General features: G+C 73.3%; 15 protein-coding genes and 1 rRNA gene. 11 read left to right on the forward strand and 5 right to left on the reverse strand.

What is annotated here, in order from left to right:
• Positions 1 to 91 (forward strand): 5S ribosomal RNA (rrf, locus tag ABZ464_RS30815); the annotation flags it as partial.
• Positions 92 to 180: 89 nt separating this feature from the next.
• Here rrf and ABZ464_RS30820 read toward each other — a convergent pair.
• Complete coding sequence (locus tag ABZ464_RS30820; protein WP_359282393.1) at positions 181 to 858, reverse strand: hypothetical protein; 678 nt, start codon at positions 856 to 858, stop codon at positions 181 to 183.
• Between the two features lie 444 nt (positions 859 to 1,302).
• On the opposite strand from ABZ464_RS30820, the gene ABZ464_RS30825 reads away from it, so the two are divergent.
• Positions 1,303 to 2,100, forward strand: a complete 798-nt coding sequence (locus tag ABZ464_RS30825) for a hypothetical protein (RefSeq protein ID WP_359282370.1) — start codon at positions 1,303 to 1,305, stop codon at positions 2,098 to 2,100.
• A gap of 82 nt (positions 2,101 to 2,182) precedes the next feature.
• On the opposite strand, the gene ABZ464_RS30830 is transcribed toward ABZ464_RS30825, so the two are convergent.
• The 3 genes from ABZ464_RS30830 to ABZ464_RS30840 all read right to left on the reverse strand — a co-directional run bounded on the left by ABZ464_RS30830 (position 2,183) and on the right by ABZ464_RS30840 (position 5,133).
• Positions 2,183 to 3,328, reverse strand: coding sequence for a DUF6596 domain-containing protein (locus tag ABZ464_RS30830; protein WP_359282084.1), 1,146 nt, complete (start codon positions 3,326 to 3,328; stop codon positions 2,183 to 2,185).
• Positions 3,329 to 3,336: 8 nt separating this feature from the next.
• Entirely contained in the window at positions 3,337 to 3,744 is a 408-nt protein-coding gene (locus ABZ464_RS30835) for a YciI family protein (RefSeq protein ID WP_359282086.1), read from the reverse strand.
• 105 nt (positions 3,745 to 3,849) lie between these two features.
• Positions 3,850 to 5,133, reverse strand: a complete 1,284-nt coding sequence (locus tag ABZ464_RS30840) for a DUF1015 domain-containing protein (RefSeq protein ID WP_359282088.1) — start codon at positions 5,131 to 5,133, stop codon at positions 3,850 to 3,852.
• A gap of 73 nt (positions 5,134 to 5,206) precedes the next feature.
• On the opposite strand from ABZ464_RS30840, the gene ABZ464_RS30845 reads away from it, so the two are divergent.
• The 4 genes from ABZ464_RS30845 to ABZ464_RS30860 are packed head-to-tail and all read left to right on the forward strand — an operon-like array spanning position 5,207 to position 9,244.
• Entirely contained in the window at positions 5,207 to 6,235 is a 1,029-nt protein-coding gene (locus tag ABZ464_RS30845; RefSeq protein ID WP_359282089.1) for an HAD hydrolase-like protein, read from the forward strand.
• Positions 6,236 to 6,285: 50 nt separating this feature from the next.
• Positions 6,286 to 7,329 (forward strand): iron ABC transporter permease, encoded by a 1,044-nt coding sequence (locus ABZ464_RS30850; RefSeq protein ID WP_359282092.1) that lies wholly within the window; start codon positions 6,286 to 6,288, stop codon positions 7,327 to 7,329.
• Complete coding sequence (locus tag ABZ464_RS30855) at positions 7,326 to 8,390, forward strand: iron chelate uptake ABC transporter family permease subunit (protein ID WP_359282095.1); 1,065 nt, start codon at positions 7,326 to 7,328, stop codon at positions 8,388 to 8,390. The genes ABZ464_RS30850 and ABZ464_RS30855 overlap by 4 nt, the downstream gene beginning before the upstream one ends.
• Positions 8,387 to 9,244 (forward strand): ABC transporter ATP-binding protein, encoded by an 858-nt coding sequence (locus ABZ464_RS30860; protein ID WP_359282097.1) that lies wholly within the window; start codon positions 8,387 to 8,389, stop codon positions 9,242 to 9,244. The genes ABZ464_RS30855 and ABZ464_RS30860 overlap by 4 nt, the downstream gene beginning before the upstream one ends.
• Here ABZ464_RS30860 and ABZ464_RS30865 read toward each other — a convergent pair.
• The gene (locus ABZ464_RS30865) at positions 9,228 to 9,575 is read right to left on the reverse strand and encodes an SCP2 sterol-binding domain-containing protein (protein ID WP_359282100.1); all 348 of its coding nucleotides are present in this window, start codon (positions 9,573 to 9,575) and stop codon (positions 9,228 to 9,230) included. The two genes, ABZ464_RS30860 and ABZ464_RS30865, sit on opposite strands and share 17 nt — an antisense overlap.
• A gap of 42 nt (positions 9,576 to 9,617) precedes the next feature.
• Here ABZ464_RS30865 and ABZ464_RS30870 point away from each other — a divergent pair, with 42 nt between their 5' ends.
• From ABZ464_RS30870 to ABZ464_RS30890, 5 genes are all read left to right on the forward strand, one after another.
• Positions 9,618 to 9,941 (forward strand): hypothetical protein, encoded by a 324-nt coding sequence (locus tag ABZ464_RS30870; RefSeq protein ID WP_359282102.1) that lies wholly within the window; start codon positions 9,618 to 9,620, stop codon positions 9,939 to 9,941.
• Between the two features lie 7 nt (positions 9,942 to 9,948).
• The gene (locus tag ABZ464_RS30875; protein ID WP_359282105.1) at positions 9,949 to 10,764 is read left to right on the forward strand and encodes a TlyA family RNA methyltransferase; all 816 of its coding nucleotides are present in this window, start codon (positions 9,949 to 9,951) and stop codon (positions 10,762 to 10,764) included.
• Positions 10,761 to 11,666 (forward strand): NAD kinase, encoded by a 906-nt coding sequence (locus tag ABZ464_RS30880; RefSeq protein WP_059203299.1) that lies wholly within the window; start codon positions 10,761 to 10,763, stop codon positions 11,664 to 11,666. Before ABZ464_RS30875 ends, ABZ464_RS30880 begins: the two co-directional genes overlap by 4 nt.
• 113 nt (positions 11,667 to 11,779) lie before the next feature.
• On the forward strand, positions 11,780 to 13,498 hold the full coding sequence (recN, locus tag ABZ464_RS30885) for a DNA repair protein RecN (RefSeq protein ID WP_359282372.1): 1,719 nt from the start codon (positions 11,780 to 11,782) through the stop codon (positions 13,496 to 13,498).
• A gap of 250 nt (positions 13,499 to 13,748) precedes the next feature.
• Entirely contained in the window at positions 13,749 to 14,885 is a 1,137-nt protein-coding gene (locus ABZ464_RS30890) for a glycosyltransferase family 4 protein (RefSeq protein ID WP_359282107.1), read from the forward strand.
• The last annotated feature ends 13 nt before the right edge of the window (positions 14,886 to 14,898 follow it).

A 14,898-nucleotide genomic window follows, 5' to 3' on the forward strand; every position in this document is an offset into this window, starting at 1 on the left:
GCCCGGTTACATTCCGAACCCGGAAGCTAAGCCTTACAGCGCCGATGGTACTGCAGGGGGGACCCTGTGGGAGAGTAGGACACCGCCGAACAATCTTTGGAAAGGACCCCTGGTCCCAGCGTTCAGCTGGGACCAGGGGTCCTTTCGTTTTTAGAATGATTGCGGTACCGAAGACAGGAGTCACCGATGTCCACCAACTCTCCCGACGACCGACCGGAGCGCGACCAGCAGCGACGGGACGGTGGGGATCGCGGCGATCGGGGCGGCTACCGCGGAGACCGTGACCGCGGCGATCGCGGGGGCTTCCGCCGCGACGACCGTGGTGAGCGCGGTGGTCACGGCCGGCGTGACGACAACCGCGGTGGTGGGTACGGCCGTCGGGACGACCGTGGTGAGCGCGGCGACCGTGGCGGGTTCCGCCGCGACGACCGTCGTGACGACCGGCGCGACGACAACCGTGGTGGTGGGTACGGTCGTCGGGACGACCGCCGTGATGACCGGCGCGAGGGCGATCGTGGCCCCCGTCCCGCGTTCCAGCGCGACGACCGTGACCGTGGGCCGCGTAGGGACGACCGGGACCGCGGGTTCCGGCGTGACGACCGTCGGGACGACCGCGGTGACCGCCCGGCCTTCCGGCGCGACGACAACCGTGGCGGGTTCGGCGACCGGGACCGTGACCGGGGCGGCTACGGGCGCCGTGACGACCGTAGGGACGACCGGCGCGGCGACGAGCGGGGCGAGCGCGGCGGCTTCCGCCGTGACGACCGGCGGGACGACCGCGGTGACCGGCCGGCCTTCCGGCGCGACGACCGGCGCGATGATCGCCGTGACGAGCGTGGCGGCGAGCGCGGCGGCCACCGCGGTGACCGGCCGGCCTTCCGGCGCGACGACCGGCGCGACGACCGTGGTGACCGGCCGGCCTTCCGGCGCGACGACAACCGTGGCGGATTCCGTCGGGACGACCGGCGTGACGATCGCCGCGATGACCGCCGCGACGACCGCAGGGATGACCGCAGGGATGACCGGCGTGGTGACGACCGGGGTGGGTTCCGGCGTGACGACCGTGGTGACCGGCCGGCCTTCCGCCGCGATGACCGGCGGGACGATCGTCGTGATGACCGGCGTGACGACCGTAGGGACGATCGCGGTGGACGTGGTGGGTTCCGGCGGGACGATCGGGGCGGGCGGCCCGGCGGTTTCCGGGGCCGTGACGACCGTAGGGACGACCGGCGCGGTGACGACCGGCGGGGCGGCGGTCGGTTCCGTGACGAGCGGGACCGGGACCGTGAGCCGATCAAGCGGCTGCCGATCCCGGAGGACGTCACCGGCGAGGAGATCGACAAGGACGTACGGCAGGAGCTGCAGAGCCTGCCCAAGACGCTCGCCGATGACGTCGCCAGGAACCTGGTGATGGTCGCTCGGCTGATCGACGAGGACCCCGAGGGGGCCTACGGGTACTCCAGGGTGGCCCTGCGGCTCGCGTCGCGGGTCGCCGCCGTGCGGGAGGCGGCCGGGTTCGCGGCGTACGCGAACCAGAAGTACAGCGAGGCGCTCGCCGAGTTCCGGGCCGCGCGGCGGATGACCGGGTCGGCGGAGCTGTGGCCCGTCATGGCCGACTGCGAGCGTGGGCTCGGCCGGCCGGAGAAGGCGCTGGACATGGCCGGTGCCCCCGACGTGCACAAGCTCGACAAGGCCGGCCAGGTGGAGATGCGGCTCGTCGCGGCCGGTGCCCGGCGGGACATGGGGCAGCTGGACGCGGCCATCGTGACGCTGCAGAGCCCCGAGCTCGCCTCCAACTCCGTACAGCCGTGGACCGCGCGGCTGCGGTACGCCTATGCCGACGCGCTGCTGGCCGCCGGCCGTGAGGGCGAGGCGCGGGAGTGGTTCGCCAAGGCCGTCGAGGCGGACCGGGACGGCAGCACGGACGCCTCCGACCGGCTCGCCGAGCTGGACGGGGTGGACTTCGTCGACGCTCTCGACGAGGGCGAGGGCGAGGGCGAGGGCGAGAGTGAAGGCGAAGGCGCGAGCGAGGCCGGGGAGACGCAGGACGACGACGAGGACGAGGACGAGGACGGCGACGAGCCGGACGACGAGGACTGAGGGCCTGAACGTCGCAGACGTCGCCGTGTAAGTGAGTGAGGGGCAGGTTCCTGGCGGAACCTGCCCCTTCTGCGTTTGCGGGTCAGTGGTTCCTGCGGGTGTTGAGGCGGGCGGCCTGGCGCGTCAGGTGGTCGCGTTCGGCGAGGTTGGGGGCCTTGTGGGCCGCCTCGGCGTACAGGCGGGCCGCCGTCGTCGGGTCGCCGTCGCGTTCGTGGAGGTAGGCCGCGACGGCGGTGTGGCGGGGCAGTGAGTCGTCCAGTGCCGCGAGTGCCGCAAGGCCGGCGCGGGGTCCGTCGGCCTCGCCGACGGCGACCGCGCGGTTGAGGCGGACGACGGGGCTGTCGGTCAGCCGGGTGAGTTCGTCGTACCACTCGACGATCTGCACCCAGTCGGTCTCCTCCGCGGTGGGCGCGTCGGCGTGCAGGGCCGCGATGGCGGCCTGGGCCTGGAACTCGCCCAGCCGGTCGCGGGCCAGAGCCGCCTGAAGGATCGAGACACCCTCGGCGATCGACCGGGTGTCCCAGCGGTCGCGGTCCTGGTCGGCGAGGGGCACCAGGCTGCCGTCGGGTGCGGTCCGGGTGGCGCGTCGGGCGTGGTGGAGCAGCATGAGGGCCAGCAGCCCGGACACCTCGGGGTGGTCGATCGCGGCCGCGAGCTGCCGGGTGAGACGGATGGCCTCGGCGGCGAGGTCGACATCGCCGGAGTAGCCCTCGTTGAAGACCAGGTAGAGGACGCGCAGCACGGTGGCGACATCGCCGGGTCGGTCGAGGCGGACGCCGGAGACGGTGCGCTTGGCGCGGCTGATGCGCTGGGCCATGGTCGCCTCGGGCACCAGGTAGGCCTGGGCGATCTGGCGGGTGGTGAGCCCGCCGACCGCGCGCAGGGTGAGCGCGACGGCGGAGGGCGGGGTGAGGGACGGGTGGGCGCAGAGGAAGTAGAGCTGGAGCGTGTCGTCCGCCGAGGGGGTGGAGCCGGGGGGCGGCTCCTCGTCGACGAGGTCCTCGCGGCGGCGGCGGGCGGCGTCCGCGCGGGTCGCGTCCAGGAAGCGGCGCCAGGCCACCGTGATCAGCCAGCCCTTGGGGTCCCGGGGCGGGTCGGCGGGCCAGACGCGGACCGCCTCGACCAGCGCGTCCTGCACGGCGTCCTCGGCCGCCGCGAAGTCGGCTCCGCGGCGGACGAGGACGGCGAGGACGTTCGGTGTGAGGCTCCGCAGGAGGGCCTCGTCCATGGGTGGGGTCACTCCGTGATGGTGGGCGGGGCGGTGTAGAAGGGGCGTACCTCGAGCCACTCGTGGATCGGCTTCCCGCCCGCGCCGGGGGCGGCCGACAGTTCCCCGGCCAGTTCGACGGCGCGGTCGGGGCTGTCGACGTCGATGATCATCCAGCCGGCGATGAGGTCCTTGGTCTCGGCGAACGGGCCGTCGGTGACCGGCGGGCGGCCCTCACCGTCGTAGCGGACCCACTGGCCCTCGGGGGCGAGCGCCTGGCCGTCGACGAACTCGCCGGTCTTCTCGAGCCGGTCCGCGAAGTCCTGCATGTACTGGATGTGCGCCGAGATCTCCTCCGGCGTCCACTGGTCCATCGGCACGTCGTTCACCGCCGCCGGGGCGCCGCGGTAGTGCTTCAGCAACAGGTACTTGGCCATGGTGTGTCTCCTCGGTGCTGTGCGACCCATTCTGGTCGCGTTCACCACGGGGACGGAGCCCGACGCGGGTTCTCGACATCGCCCGCGACTTTTCCCGAAGATTTTTCAGACGTCGAGTGCTCGCAGGACCAGACCGGAGGCCGGTTTGGGGCCGAACGACGTCGATTTACGGGGCATGGTGACGCCCTGGCGTGCGAGGTCGCGGACGACCTCCTCGCGTACGGGGTGGAGGAGGACCGCCGTGGTGCCGCCGCGTTCCGCCTTGCGGACGGTGGCGGCGGTGTCGTGGATGTAGGCGATACGGGTCGGGTCGTCCTCGGGGATGTGCCAGACGTGGGCGAGGAGCGCGGCGTGCAGGACGGTCGCGTCCAGGGTGCGCCAGGCCTGGGGGCGGTCCTGCGGGACCGTACGGGCCAGGAGGGCCGGGTCCGGGCGGTCCAGGAGGTGGAAGGCGCCGTCGCCGGCCAGCAGGAACGCGTTTCCGGCGCAGGCCGCGTCCGCCAGCGCTTCCAGGGCCTCGGGGAGGGGGACGCGCAGATGGCGGACCCGGAACAGGTCCTGTACCGCGGTGAGGGCCTCGGCGACCGGCAGGCCGTGCAGGAGGCGGTGGATGGCGCGGACCCGCAGGGGGTAGCGGGCGGTGTCGACCAGGAGGACCAGGCCGTGGTCCCAGGGGCTGGGGGAGGGGTGGGCGGCGCGGAGCCGGCGGTAGGTGGCCCAGCGGTGGTGGCCGTCGGCGATCAGGGCCTGGTGGTGGGCCAGGTCGGCCCGGACGAGGGTTTGGTCGGCGGGGTCGGTGATCGCCCAGAGGCGGTGGTGGTAGCCGTCCTCGGTGGTGGTCGAGAGGAGCGGGGGGCGCTCGGCGGTGCGGTCGACGATCTCGGCCGCCGTGCCGTTGCCGCGGTAGGTGAGGAGCAGGGGCTCGAGGTTGGCGTAGGTGGCGCGCATCAGGGCCGCGCGCTCCGCCACGACGGGTTCGATGACGTCCTCGTGGGGGAGGACGATCCCCTCCGCCGGGTCGGTGACGCGCAGGGTGCCGATGAGGCCGCGCTGGAGCATGCCGTCGGTGTGCCGCTGCTCGTAGACGTACAGGGCGGGTTCGGGGTCGGCGGTCAGGACGCCCTCGGCGAGCCAGCGGCGCAGGGCGTCGGCGGCCTGTTCGTTGCGGGCGCTGGGCGTGGTGGCCTGGGGGAGGATCAGGCGGACGATGTTGTAGGGGTCCGCGTCCTGGAGCTGGTGCAGGCCGTCGGGGCGGACGACGACGTCATACGGCGGGGAGGTGACGGCGGCGAGGCTGCCGACCCGGTCGGGGTCGTAGCGCAGGCCTCGGAACGGGGTGAGTTCCAGGCCTCGGGGCGCCGTTGCTTCCGAGTGACCTGCAGTGTTCATCCCGGCATCGTACGTGTGTCGGTGGCGTGCGGGATGATCGAGGGAAAGCGGATCGAGCGAGGAGCGGTGTGGAATGAGCCGGAGCGTCAGGACGAGGCCCGAGGGCAGTGGGCGGGCCCTGAGCGAGGCGTACGACACGGCGCTGCTCGACCTGGACGGGGTGGTGTACGCGGGCGGGGCGGCGATCGTGCACGCCGTCGAGTCGCTGGCCACGGCTCGTGCGGGCGGGATGCACCTCGCGTATGTCACCAACAACGCGCTGCGGACGCCGGACACGGTGGCCGGGCATCTGACCGAGCTGGGGATCCCGACGGGGGCCGAGGACGTCATCACCTCGGCTCAGGCGGTGGCGCGGCTGATCAGTGAGCAGGTGCCGGCGGGGGCGCGGGTGCTGGTGATCGGTGGGGAGGGGCTGCGGGTCGCGCTGCGGGAGCGGGGGCTCGTACCGGTGGAGTCGGCGGACGACGATCCGGCGGCCGTGGTGCAGGGGTTCGGCGGGCCGGATCTGCCGTGGGGGCGGTTCGCCGAGGCGTCGTACGCCGTCGCGCGCGGGGTGCCGTGGTTCGCGTCGAACACCGATCTGACGATTCCGAGCGGTCGGGGGATCGCGCCGGGCAACGGGGCGGCGGTGGAGGTGGTGCGGATAGCGACCGGTGCCGAGCCGCAGGTCGCGGGCAAGCCGCTGCCTCCGATGCACCGGGAGACGATCCTGCGGACGGGCGCGGAGCGGCCGTTGGTGGTCGGGGACCGGCTGGACACCGACATCGAGGGGGCGTTCAACGGGGAGGTGGACTCGCTGCTCGTCCTGACCGGTGTCACCGACGGGGCGCAGCTGCTGGCGGCGCCGCCGCAGCACCGGCCGACGTTCGTGGACGCCGATCTGCGCGGGCTGCTCACCGGGCAGCCGGAGGTCACCGAGGCCGGGGAGGGTTTCCGGTGCGGTGGGTGGACGGCGACGGCGGGGCAGGAGCGGCTGGAGCTGGAGGGGGACGGCGGGGCGTTGGACGGGCTGCGGGCGCTGTGCGCGGCGGCCTGGACGGCTGCGGGGGAGGGGAGTTGCGCGCTGGACGGGGGGAAGGCGCTGGCGCGGCTGGGGCTGTGAGCCCGCACTCGGGACCCGACCTGTTTAGCAGGGTAGGCTAACCTAACTGCGTGTTGGTCGACAGCGTTCCCGAACAGCGCGCGGAGACCGTCCCCGCGCCCCCAACCCGCCGGGCGGTCCGTTCCCTTGGGCTGCTCGGCGCCGTCGCGGTGCTCGCCGTGGTCGCGGTGGCGAGCATCGCGGTCGGGGCGAAGGAGCTGTCCGTCGCCCAGGTCTGGCACGGGCTGTTCGCGGACTCGGGGACGTACGCGGACGTGGTCGTCGACGAGCGGCTGTCGCGGACCGTCCTCGGGCTGCTGGTGGGTGCCGCGCTGGGGCTGTCCGGAGCCGTGCTCCAGGCGCTGACGCGCAATCCGCTGGCCGACCCCGGGCTGCTCGGGATCAACGCGGGCGCCTCGGCCGCCGTCGTCACCGCCATCACCTTCCTCGGGGTGACCAGCCTGACCGGATATGTCTGGTTCGCCTTCCTCGGGGCGGCCGCGGTCGGGGCGCTGGTCTGGTTCCTCGGCGGGAGCCGGGGGGCCACGCCCGTGCGGCTCGCGCTCGCCGGCACCGCGATCAGCGCCGCGCTGTACGGCTATCTCCAGGCCGTGATGATCATGGATGAGGCGGCGCTGGCCAGGATGCGGTTCTGGACGGTCGGTTCGCTGTCCTCGGCGACCGACGGGACGATCCGGCAGGTGCTGCCCTTCCTGGTCGCCGGTACGGCCCTCGCGCTGGCCCTCGCCCGGCCGCTGAACGCGGTGGAGATGGGCGACGACACCGCCAAGGCGCTCGGCGCGAACCTCAACCGCACCCGGGCGCTGGCCATGCTCGCCGCGACCGTGCTCTGCGGGGCCGCGACCGCCGCCTGCGGGCCGATCGTGTTCGTCGGGCTGATGGTCCCGCACATCGTCCGCTCCTTCACCGGCCCCGACCTGCGCTGGATCATGCCGTACGCGGCGATCCTGTCGCCGGTGCTGCTGCTCGGCTCCGATGTGATCGGCCGGGTCGTGGCCCGCCCCTCGGAGGTCCAGGTCGGCATCATCACCGCGATCATCGGCGGGCCGGTCTTCATCTTTCTCGTACGACGGCGGAGGACGGCCCAGCTGTGAGGACCGAGGAGACAACCCGGAAGACCACGGGGGCGCGTGCGCTGCGCACGCCCGGCGGGCTGTCGGTGCGGCTGGACGTGCGGGCCCTCGTGGTCGTCGTGCTGCTGCTGGCCGCCGCGTTCGCCGCGAGCGTGGTGCTGATCGGTACCGGCGACTTCCCCATCTCGTTCGGGGACGTCGTCAAGACCCTGTTCGGCGAGGGCAACCCCGGCCAGGAGCTCATCGTCAACGAGCTGCGGCTGCCCCGGGTGCTGGTCGGACTGCTGGTCGGGGCCTCGCTGGGGCTGGGCGGGGCGCTGTTCCAGGCCGTGTCGCGCAATCCGCTGGGCAGCCCCGACGTGCTCGGCCTCGGGCAGGGGGCGACGGCCGGCGCGCTCGTGATGATCGTGCTGTTCTCCGGGACCACCACCCAGGTCACCGTCGGCGCGCTGGTCGGCGGGCTGGTGACCGGGGCCGCGATCTATCTGCTGGCCTGGAAGCGCGGCGTGCACGGCTACCGGCTGGTGCTCGTCGGCATCGGTGTGTCGGCCGTGGCGACCGCGGTCAACGGCTATCTGATCACCAAGGCCGACTTCGTGGACGCGGCGCGGGCCGTCGTGTGGATGACCGGCACGCTGGACGGACGGGACTGGAAGCAGGTGTGGCCGCTGCTCGTCCTGGTCTGTGTCCTCGTCCCGCTCGTCCTCGGCAACGCGCGCGGGCTGCGGATGATGGAGATGGGCGACGACGTCTCCCACGCGCTCGGGGTGCGGGTGGAGCGCGTCCGGCTGGTGCTGATGGTGTCGGCCGTGCTGCTCACCGCCGCCGCCACCGCCGCCGCGGGCCCGGTGAGCTTCGTGGCGCTCACCGCGCCGCAGCTCGCCCGGCGCCTCACCCGCTCGCCCGGCCCCAACCTCCTGGCCTCGCTGTGCATGGGCGCCGCCCTGCTGGTCACCGCCGACTGGGCCTCGCAGCGGCTGTTCGGCGACGGACAGCTGCCCGTGGGCGTGGTCACCGGCGTCCTCGGCGGTGTCTACCTGCTGTGGCTCCTCGTCACCGAGCGCAAGGCGGGCCGGATATGAACCAGAACGACCCAGGGAGCACCGTGAACCGCCTGTCCGCCGAGAACGTCACCCTCGCCTACGACCAGCGGGTCATCGCCGAGCAGCTGTCGGTGCAGATACCCGACAACTCCTTCACGGTGATCGTCGGCCCCAACGCGTGCGGCAAGTCCACGCTGCTGCGGGCGCTGTCGCGGATGCTGAAGCCGTCGACGGGACGGGTGCTGCTCGACGGGCAGGTCATCCAGTCGATGCCGGCGAAGAAGGTCGCGCGCACTCTGGGCCTGCTGCCGCAGTCGTCGATCGCGCCGGACGGGATCACCGTCGCCGACCTCGTCGGCCGGGGCCGCTACCCCCACCAGGGCATCCTGCGGCAGTGGTCGGCCGAGGACGAGCGGGTCGTCCAGGAGGCCATGACACAGACCGGTGTGGCCGGGCTCGCCGACCGGTACGTGGACGAGCTGTCCGGCGGTCAGCGCCAGCGGGTGTGGATCGCGATGGTCCTCGCCCAGCAGACCCCGCTGCTCCTCCTCGACGAGCCGACCACCTACCTCGACATCCAGCACCAGATCGACGTCCTCGACCTCTGTGCCGAGCTGCACGAGGAGCAGGGCCGCACGCTCGTCGCCGTGCTGCACGACCTCAACCACGCGGCCCGGTACGCCACCCACCTCATCGCGCTGAAGGGCGGCGAGGTCATCGCGCAGGGCGCGCCGAACGACATCGTCACGGCCGCTCTGGTGGAGGAGGTCTTCGGGCTGCGCTGCCAGGTCATCGACGACCCGGAGACCGGTACGCCGCTGGTGGTGCCGGCGGCGCGCACGGCGCGGGCCGGGGCCCGGCAGGCGGTCGCTGTCGCTACAGAAGCTTCCTGAGCTGGAACAGGTCCCGTAGGCCCGCCTCCAGCTTCACCCGGCCCGAGCCCCACGCCTTCGCGAAGTTCAGCTCGCCGTTCACCAGGGCGACCAGGTCCTCGCCCGTCATGGTCAGTCTGATCTGGGCCTTCTCCCGGGGAGGGCCCTGCAGGGTGTCCTGGACCACGATCCGGCCGCCCGTCATCCGGCCGACGAAGGTGACGTCCAGGTCCGTGATCCGGCAGCTCACCGAACGGTCCAGGGACGCGGCGGTCCGCGCGTCCCCTTCGGCGCTGCGCATGTTCTCCGAGAGCTTCTCGAGCGCCGCACGGCACTCCTCGATCGTGGCCATCGCGATCGACGGTACCCCAGGGGTTCGGGGTAGCGTCTGGGCATGAGCGACACAGTGCCGGAGAACGAGGCCGCACCGGACCCGGCGGTCGAACCCGAGTACGACCCCGCCGCGCCCGCCCCGCTGGCCGTCCCCCGCACTCCCACCGGCAACGCCGAGGTCGACGCCCAGCTGGACCGGCTGGCCGACGCCGACCACCTCGCCACCGACGGACACCTCGAGGTGTACGAGGATGTACACCGGGGGCTGCGCGACGCGCTCACCGCGCTCGACGCCCGCCCGGGACCTCCGGCGCCCTCACCCTCGTACGACCAGAGGGCGCCTTCACCCTCGTATGGCACACCCTCGCACGGCATTAGGAGCTGAACCGAACGTGGCAGGAGTCGCACGTCGCCGTCTGGACGCGGAGCTGGTCCGCCGCAAGCTCGCGCGGTCGCGGGAGCACGCCGGGCAGCTGATCGCCGCGGGGCGGGTCACCGTCGGCAGGACCGTCGCGACCAAGTCCGCCACCCAGGTGGAGACGGCCGCCGCGATCGTCGTCGCCGTGGACGACGACGAGCCCGACTACGTCTCCCGGGGCGGGCACAAGCTCGCCGGGGCGCTCGAGGTCTTCGTGCCGCAGGGGCTCGTCGTCGAGGGGCGGCGGGCGCTGGACGCCGGGGCCTCCACCGGCGGGTTCACCGATGTGCTGCTGCGGGCCGGCGCGGCGCACGTCGTCGCCGTCGACGTCGGATACGGACAACTCGCCTGGTCTCTGCAGAGCGATGAACGCGTCACCGTCAAGGACCGTACGAACGTACGCGAGTTGACGCTTGAAGCGATCGATGGGAAGCCAGTGGATCTTGTCGTGGGGGACTTGTCCTTCATCCCGCTCGGGCTGGTGCTGCCGGCCCTGGAGCGGTGCACCGAGCCGGACGCGGATCTGGTGATGATGGTCAAGCCGCAGTTCGAGGTGGGGAAGGAACGGCTCGGCAGCGGGGGCGTCGTGCGCAGCCCGCGGCTGCGGGCCGAGGCGGTGCGCGGCGTCGCCGGCAAGGCGTGGGACCTCGGGCTCGGCGTGAAGGGTGTCACCGCCAGTCCACTGCCCGGGCCGTCGGGCAATGTCGAGTACTTTCTGTGGCTCCGGGCCGGGGCGCCTGCCCTGGACCCGGCCGACGTTGACCGTGCAGTTGCGGAGGGGCCGCGTTGACCGAGAACCGAACCCGTACTGTTTTCCTCCTCGCCCACACGGGCCGGCCCGCCGCCATCCGCAGCGCGGAACTGGTGGTGAAGGGGCTGCTGCGCGAGGGCATCGGGGTGCGCGTCCTGGAGTACGAGGCCTCCGACCTGCATGTGCCGGACGAGGTGGAACTGGTCGCCGAGGCCACTCCGGACTGCCTGGAGGGCTGCGAGCTGCTCATCGTCCTCGGCGGTGACGGGACGCTGCTGCGGGGCGCCGAGTTCGCGCGGGCGTCCGGGGTGCCGATGCTCGGCGTCAACCTCGGGAGCGTCGGGTTCCTCGCCGAGGCCGAGCGGGACGACCTCGACAAGGTCGTCGACCGGGTGGTCAGCAAGGCGTACGAGGTCGAGGAGCGGATGACCGTCGATGTCGTCGTGCATCGCAACGGGGACATCGTGCACACGGACTGGGCGCTGAACGAGGCGGCCGTGCAGAAGGCGGGCGCCGAGAAGCTGCTGGAAGTCGTGCTGGAGATCGACGGGCGGCCGGTGACGGGGTTCGGGTGTGACGGCATCGTGCTGTCCACGCCGACCGGGTCGACCGCCTATGCCTTCTCGGCGGGTGGGCCTGTGGTGTGGCCCGAGGTCGAGGCGTTGCTGATGGTGCCGATCAGTGCGCATGCGCTGTTCGCGAAGCCGTTGGTGACCTCGCCGAATTCCGTGCTGGCCGTGGAGCTGTTGCCGCACATTCCGCCGGGGGTGTTGTGGTGTGACGGGCGGCGGACGTTCGAGTTGCCGCCGGGGGCCCGGGTGGAGGTGCGGCGGGGGGCTGTGCCGGTGCGGCTCGCCCGACTGCATCATGCTTCGTTCACCGATCGGCTGGTGGCGAAGTTCGCTCTGCCCGTTTCCGGGTGGCGGGGGGCTCGGCATTAGCGGTCGGTAGGGGGTGGCGGGGGACTGGTAAGACAAGCTCCACTCGCCCGGGTGACAGGGTGCCTCGCACTCTTCGGGTCGGACCTCGTAAGGTCTTCTCCGTGTTGGAGGAGATGCGGATACGGTCGCTCGGAGTCATCGACGACGCGGTCGTCGAGCTGTCGCCGGGGTTCACCGCCGTCACCGGTGAGACGGGTGCGGGCAAGACCATGGTGGTCACCAGCCTCGGGCTGCTGCTGGGCGGGCGCGCCGATGCCGCGCTCGTGCGGATCGGCGCCGAGCGGGCGGTCGTCGAGGGGCGCATCGCCGTGCCCCCGGGCGCCTCGGTGGCCGTACGGGCCGAGGAGGCCGGCGCCGAGCTCGACGACGGTGCGCTGCTCATCAGCCGTACCGTTTCCGCCGAGGGGCGGTCGCGGGCGCACGTCGGCGGGCGCAGCGTGCCGGTGGGCGTGCTGGCCGAGCTGGCCGACGAGCTGGTGGCCGTGCACGGGCAGACCGACCAGCAGGGGCTGCTGAAGCTGTCCCGGCAGCGGCAGGCCCTCGACCGGTACGCCGGGGACGCCGTCGCCGTGCCCCTCACCAAGTACACCGAGGCCTACCGTCGGCTGCGGGCCGTCGCCGTCGAGCTCGACGAGATCGTCACCCGTGCGCGTGAGCGGGCCCAGGAGGCCGACATGCTGCGCTACGGCCTCGACGAGGTGTCCGGCGTGGAACCGCGCGCCGGGGAGGACGGGGAGCTCGCGGAGGAGGCCGAGCGGCTCGGGCACGCCGAGGCGCTGTCCTCGGCCGCCACGGCCGCGCACGCCGCTCTCGCGGGCAATCCGGAGGATCCCGAGGGCATCGACGCCGCGACCCTGGTGGCGGGCGCCCAGCGGGCCCTGGAGGCCGTGCGGTCCTACGACCCGAGGCTCGCCGCCCTCGCCGACCGGATCGGGGAGATCGGGATCCTGCTGGGGGATGTGGCGGGCGAGCTCGCCGGGTACGCGGACGACCTCGACGCCGATCCGCTGCGCCTCGCGGCCGTCGAGGAGCGGCGGGCCGCGCTCACCGCGCTGACCCGCAAGTACGGGCCGGACGTGAACGCGGTGCTGGCCTGGGCCGAGCAGAGCGTGACGCGGCTGACCGAGCTGGAGGGCGACGACGAGCGGATCGACGAGCTGACCGCCGAGCGGGACGCGCTGCGGACCGAACTGGGCGGCCTGGCCCAGGCGCTCACGGACGCCCGGACCGAGGCGGCGGAGAGGTTCGCGGCGGCGGTGACGGCGGAGCTGGCGTCCCTCGCGATGCCGCACGCGCGTGTGTCGTTCGCGATCCGGCAGACCGAGGACGCGGAGGGCGTCGAGGTCGGCGGGCGGACGGTCGCCTACGGGCCCTCCGGCGCCGACGAGGTCGAGCTGCTGCTCGCCCCGCACCCGGGCGCCCCGCCCCGGCCCATCGCCAAGGGCGCCTCGGGCGGTGAGCTGTCGCGTGTGATGCTCGCCGTGGAGGTCGTGTTCGCGGGGACCGACCCCGTGCCGACGTACCTCTTCGACGAGGTCGACGCGGGGGTCGGCGGCAAGGCGGCGGTCGAGATCGGGCGGCGGCTCGCGAAGCTCGCCAAGAGCGCGCAGGTCGTGGTCGTCACCCACCTTCCGCAGGTCGCCGCGTTCGCCGACCGGCAGCTGCTGGTCGAGAAGACCAACGACGGGTCGGTCACCCGGTCCGGTGTGAAGGTCCTGGAGGGCGAGGAGCGGATCCGGGAGCTGTCCCGGATGCTGGCCGGGCAGGAGGACTCGGAGACGGCCCGGGCCCACGCGGAGGAACTCCTGGAGGCGGCCCGCGCGGACGCGTGAGCGAGGAGAGAGGCGCCCCAGGGACCCGGCACCCCGGGCTGTAATCGAACGGATCCCTGGGTTTCTTCGCTCGTGTGGGTGACATGTACGGCCGTGTCGCCGGGGGTCCGGCGGCCGGGCGGCACGGAACACCCGTGCGTGCTGGCATCCTTGGGCTTGGTACGGAGGAAGCCGAGCGGTCCGCCCCTCCGCCGGCCCCCCAGTACGTTCCTTCGTGACCGTCCCACGCCTAACCAGGAGCCCCGCCCGCGTGAGCAGCCACTCAGCGCACGGCCAGTCGCCGCTGCGCACCGTGCAGGTGCTGGGCGGCGGCAACGCCGGCAGCAGCGCGCACGTGCGCTCCCTGGCCGCGGGGCTCGTCGCGCGGGGCGTGCGGGTGACGGTGTGCGCCCCGTCCGAGGCCGAGCACCTCTACGACTTCACGGGCGTCGGCGCCGCACACGTGCACGTGCCGCGTAGCAGCGACCCGGGATCGGTGGCGGCGCTGCGGGCGGCCTGCGCGGACGCCGACGTGGTCCACGCGCACGGGCTGCACGCCTCCTTCCGGGCCGTTCTCGCGCTCGGCGGGCGCCACACCCCGCTCGTCGTCACCTGGCACAGCCGGGCCCGTGCCGAGGGCGCCCGCGCGCATCTGCTGCGGCTGCTGGAGCGGCGGGTGGCGAAGGCGGCCGCCGTGGTGCTGGGCACCACCTCCGACCTCGTCGACCGGGCCCGCCGCACCGGCGCCAGGGACGCCCGGCTCGCCGGTGTGGCGCTGCCCGGACCCGGCACGGCCGAGGAGCCCGAGGAGCCCGAGGACGCCGAACGGCCGCATTCCAAGGTGCGGGCCGAACTCGGCGCGATCGGCCGCCCGTTGCTGATGGCCGTCGGTTCGCTGGACCGGCACCGGGGCTACGACCTGCTGCTGGACGCCACGCACGCGTGGTGCCGGCTGGATCCGGTGCCCCTGGTCGTCATCGCCGGGGAGGGCCCGCTGCGGCCGGCGCTCCAGCGCCGGATCGAGGACGAGGAGCTGCCGGTCGCGCTGCTCGGGAGGCGGGACGACGTCGGCGCGCTGCTCGCCGCCGCCGACCTCGCGCTGCTGCCGGGCGGCGAGGAGGCCCGTTCGGTCCTGGCGCAGGAGGCCCTCCACGCGCGCGTGCCGCTGGTCGCCGCCCAGGCCGGCGGGATCCGCGAACTCGTCGGCGAGGCCGCCGTACTCGTCCCGCCGGATGACGCACAGGCCTTCGCCGAGGCCGTCGTACGCCTGCTCGACGATCCGGACCGGTATGAGCGGCTGCGGGACCTGGGGACCCGTCAGGCGGCCACCTGGCCGACCGAGGACGAGACCGTCGCGCAGGTCCTGAGCGTCTACGACGAGCTGACGCAGCCGCTGCCGATGATCTGACGCGGCGGCGCGC

This window comes from Streptomyces sp. NPDC005820 (genome assembly GCF_040630255.1).
In the GTDB taxonomy this organism is placed as follows: Bacteria; Actinomycetota; Actinomycetes; order Streptomycetales; family Streptomycetaceae; genus Streptomyces.

What these genes read in the sequence shown, in the direction of transcription:
- ABZ464_RS30860 (WP_359282097.1), top strand. Translation starts at nt 8,387, where the DNA reads ATGAACCAGAACGACCCAGGGAGCACCGTGAACCGCCTGTCCGCCGAG.
- ABZ464_RS30870 (WP_359282102.1), top strand. Translation starts at nt 9,618, where the DNA reads ATGAGCGACACAGTGCCGGAGAACGAGGCCGCACCGGACCCGGCGGTC.
- recN (WP_359282372.1), top strand. Translation starts at nt 11,780, where the DNA reads ATGCGGATACGGTCGCTCGGAGTCATCGACGACGCGGTCGTCGAGCTG.
- ABZ464_RS30865 (WP_359282100.1), bottom strand. Translation starts at nt 9,575, where the DNA reads ATGGCCACGATCGAGGAGTGCCGTGCGGCGCTCGAGAAGCTCTCGGAG.
- ABZ464_RS30830 (WP_359282084.1), bottom strand. Translation starts at nt 3,328, where the DNA reads ATGGACGAGGCCCTCCTGCGGAGCCTCACACCGAACGTCCTCGCCGTC.
- ABZ464_RS30845 (WP_359282089.1), top strand. Translation starts at nt 5,207, where the DNA reads ATGAGCCGGAGCGTCAGGACGAGGCCCGAGGGCAGTGGGCGGGCCCTG.
- ABZ464_RS30835 (WP_359282086.1), bottom strand. Translation starts at nt 3,744, where the DNA reads ATGGCCAAGTACCTGTTGCTGAAGCACTACCGCGGCGCCCCGGCGGCG.
- ABZ464_RS30840 (WP_359282088.1), bottom strand. Translation starts at nt 5,133, where the DNA reads ATGAACACTGCAGGTCACTCGGAAGCAACGGCGCCCCGAGGCCTGGAA.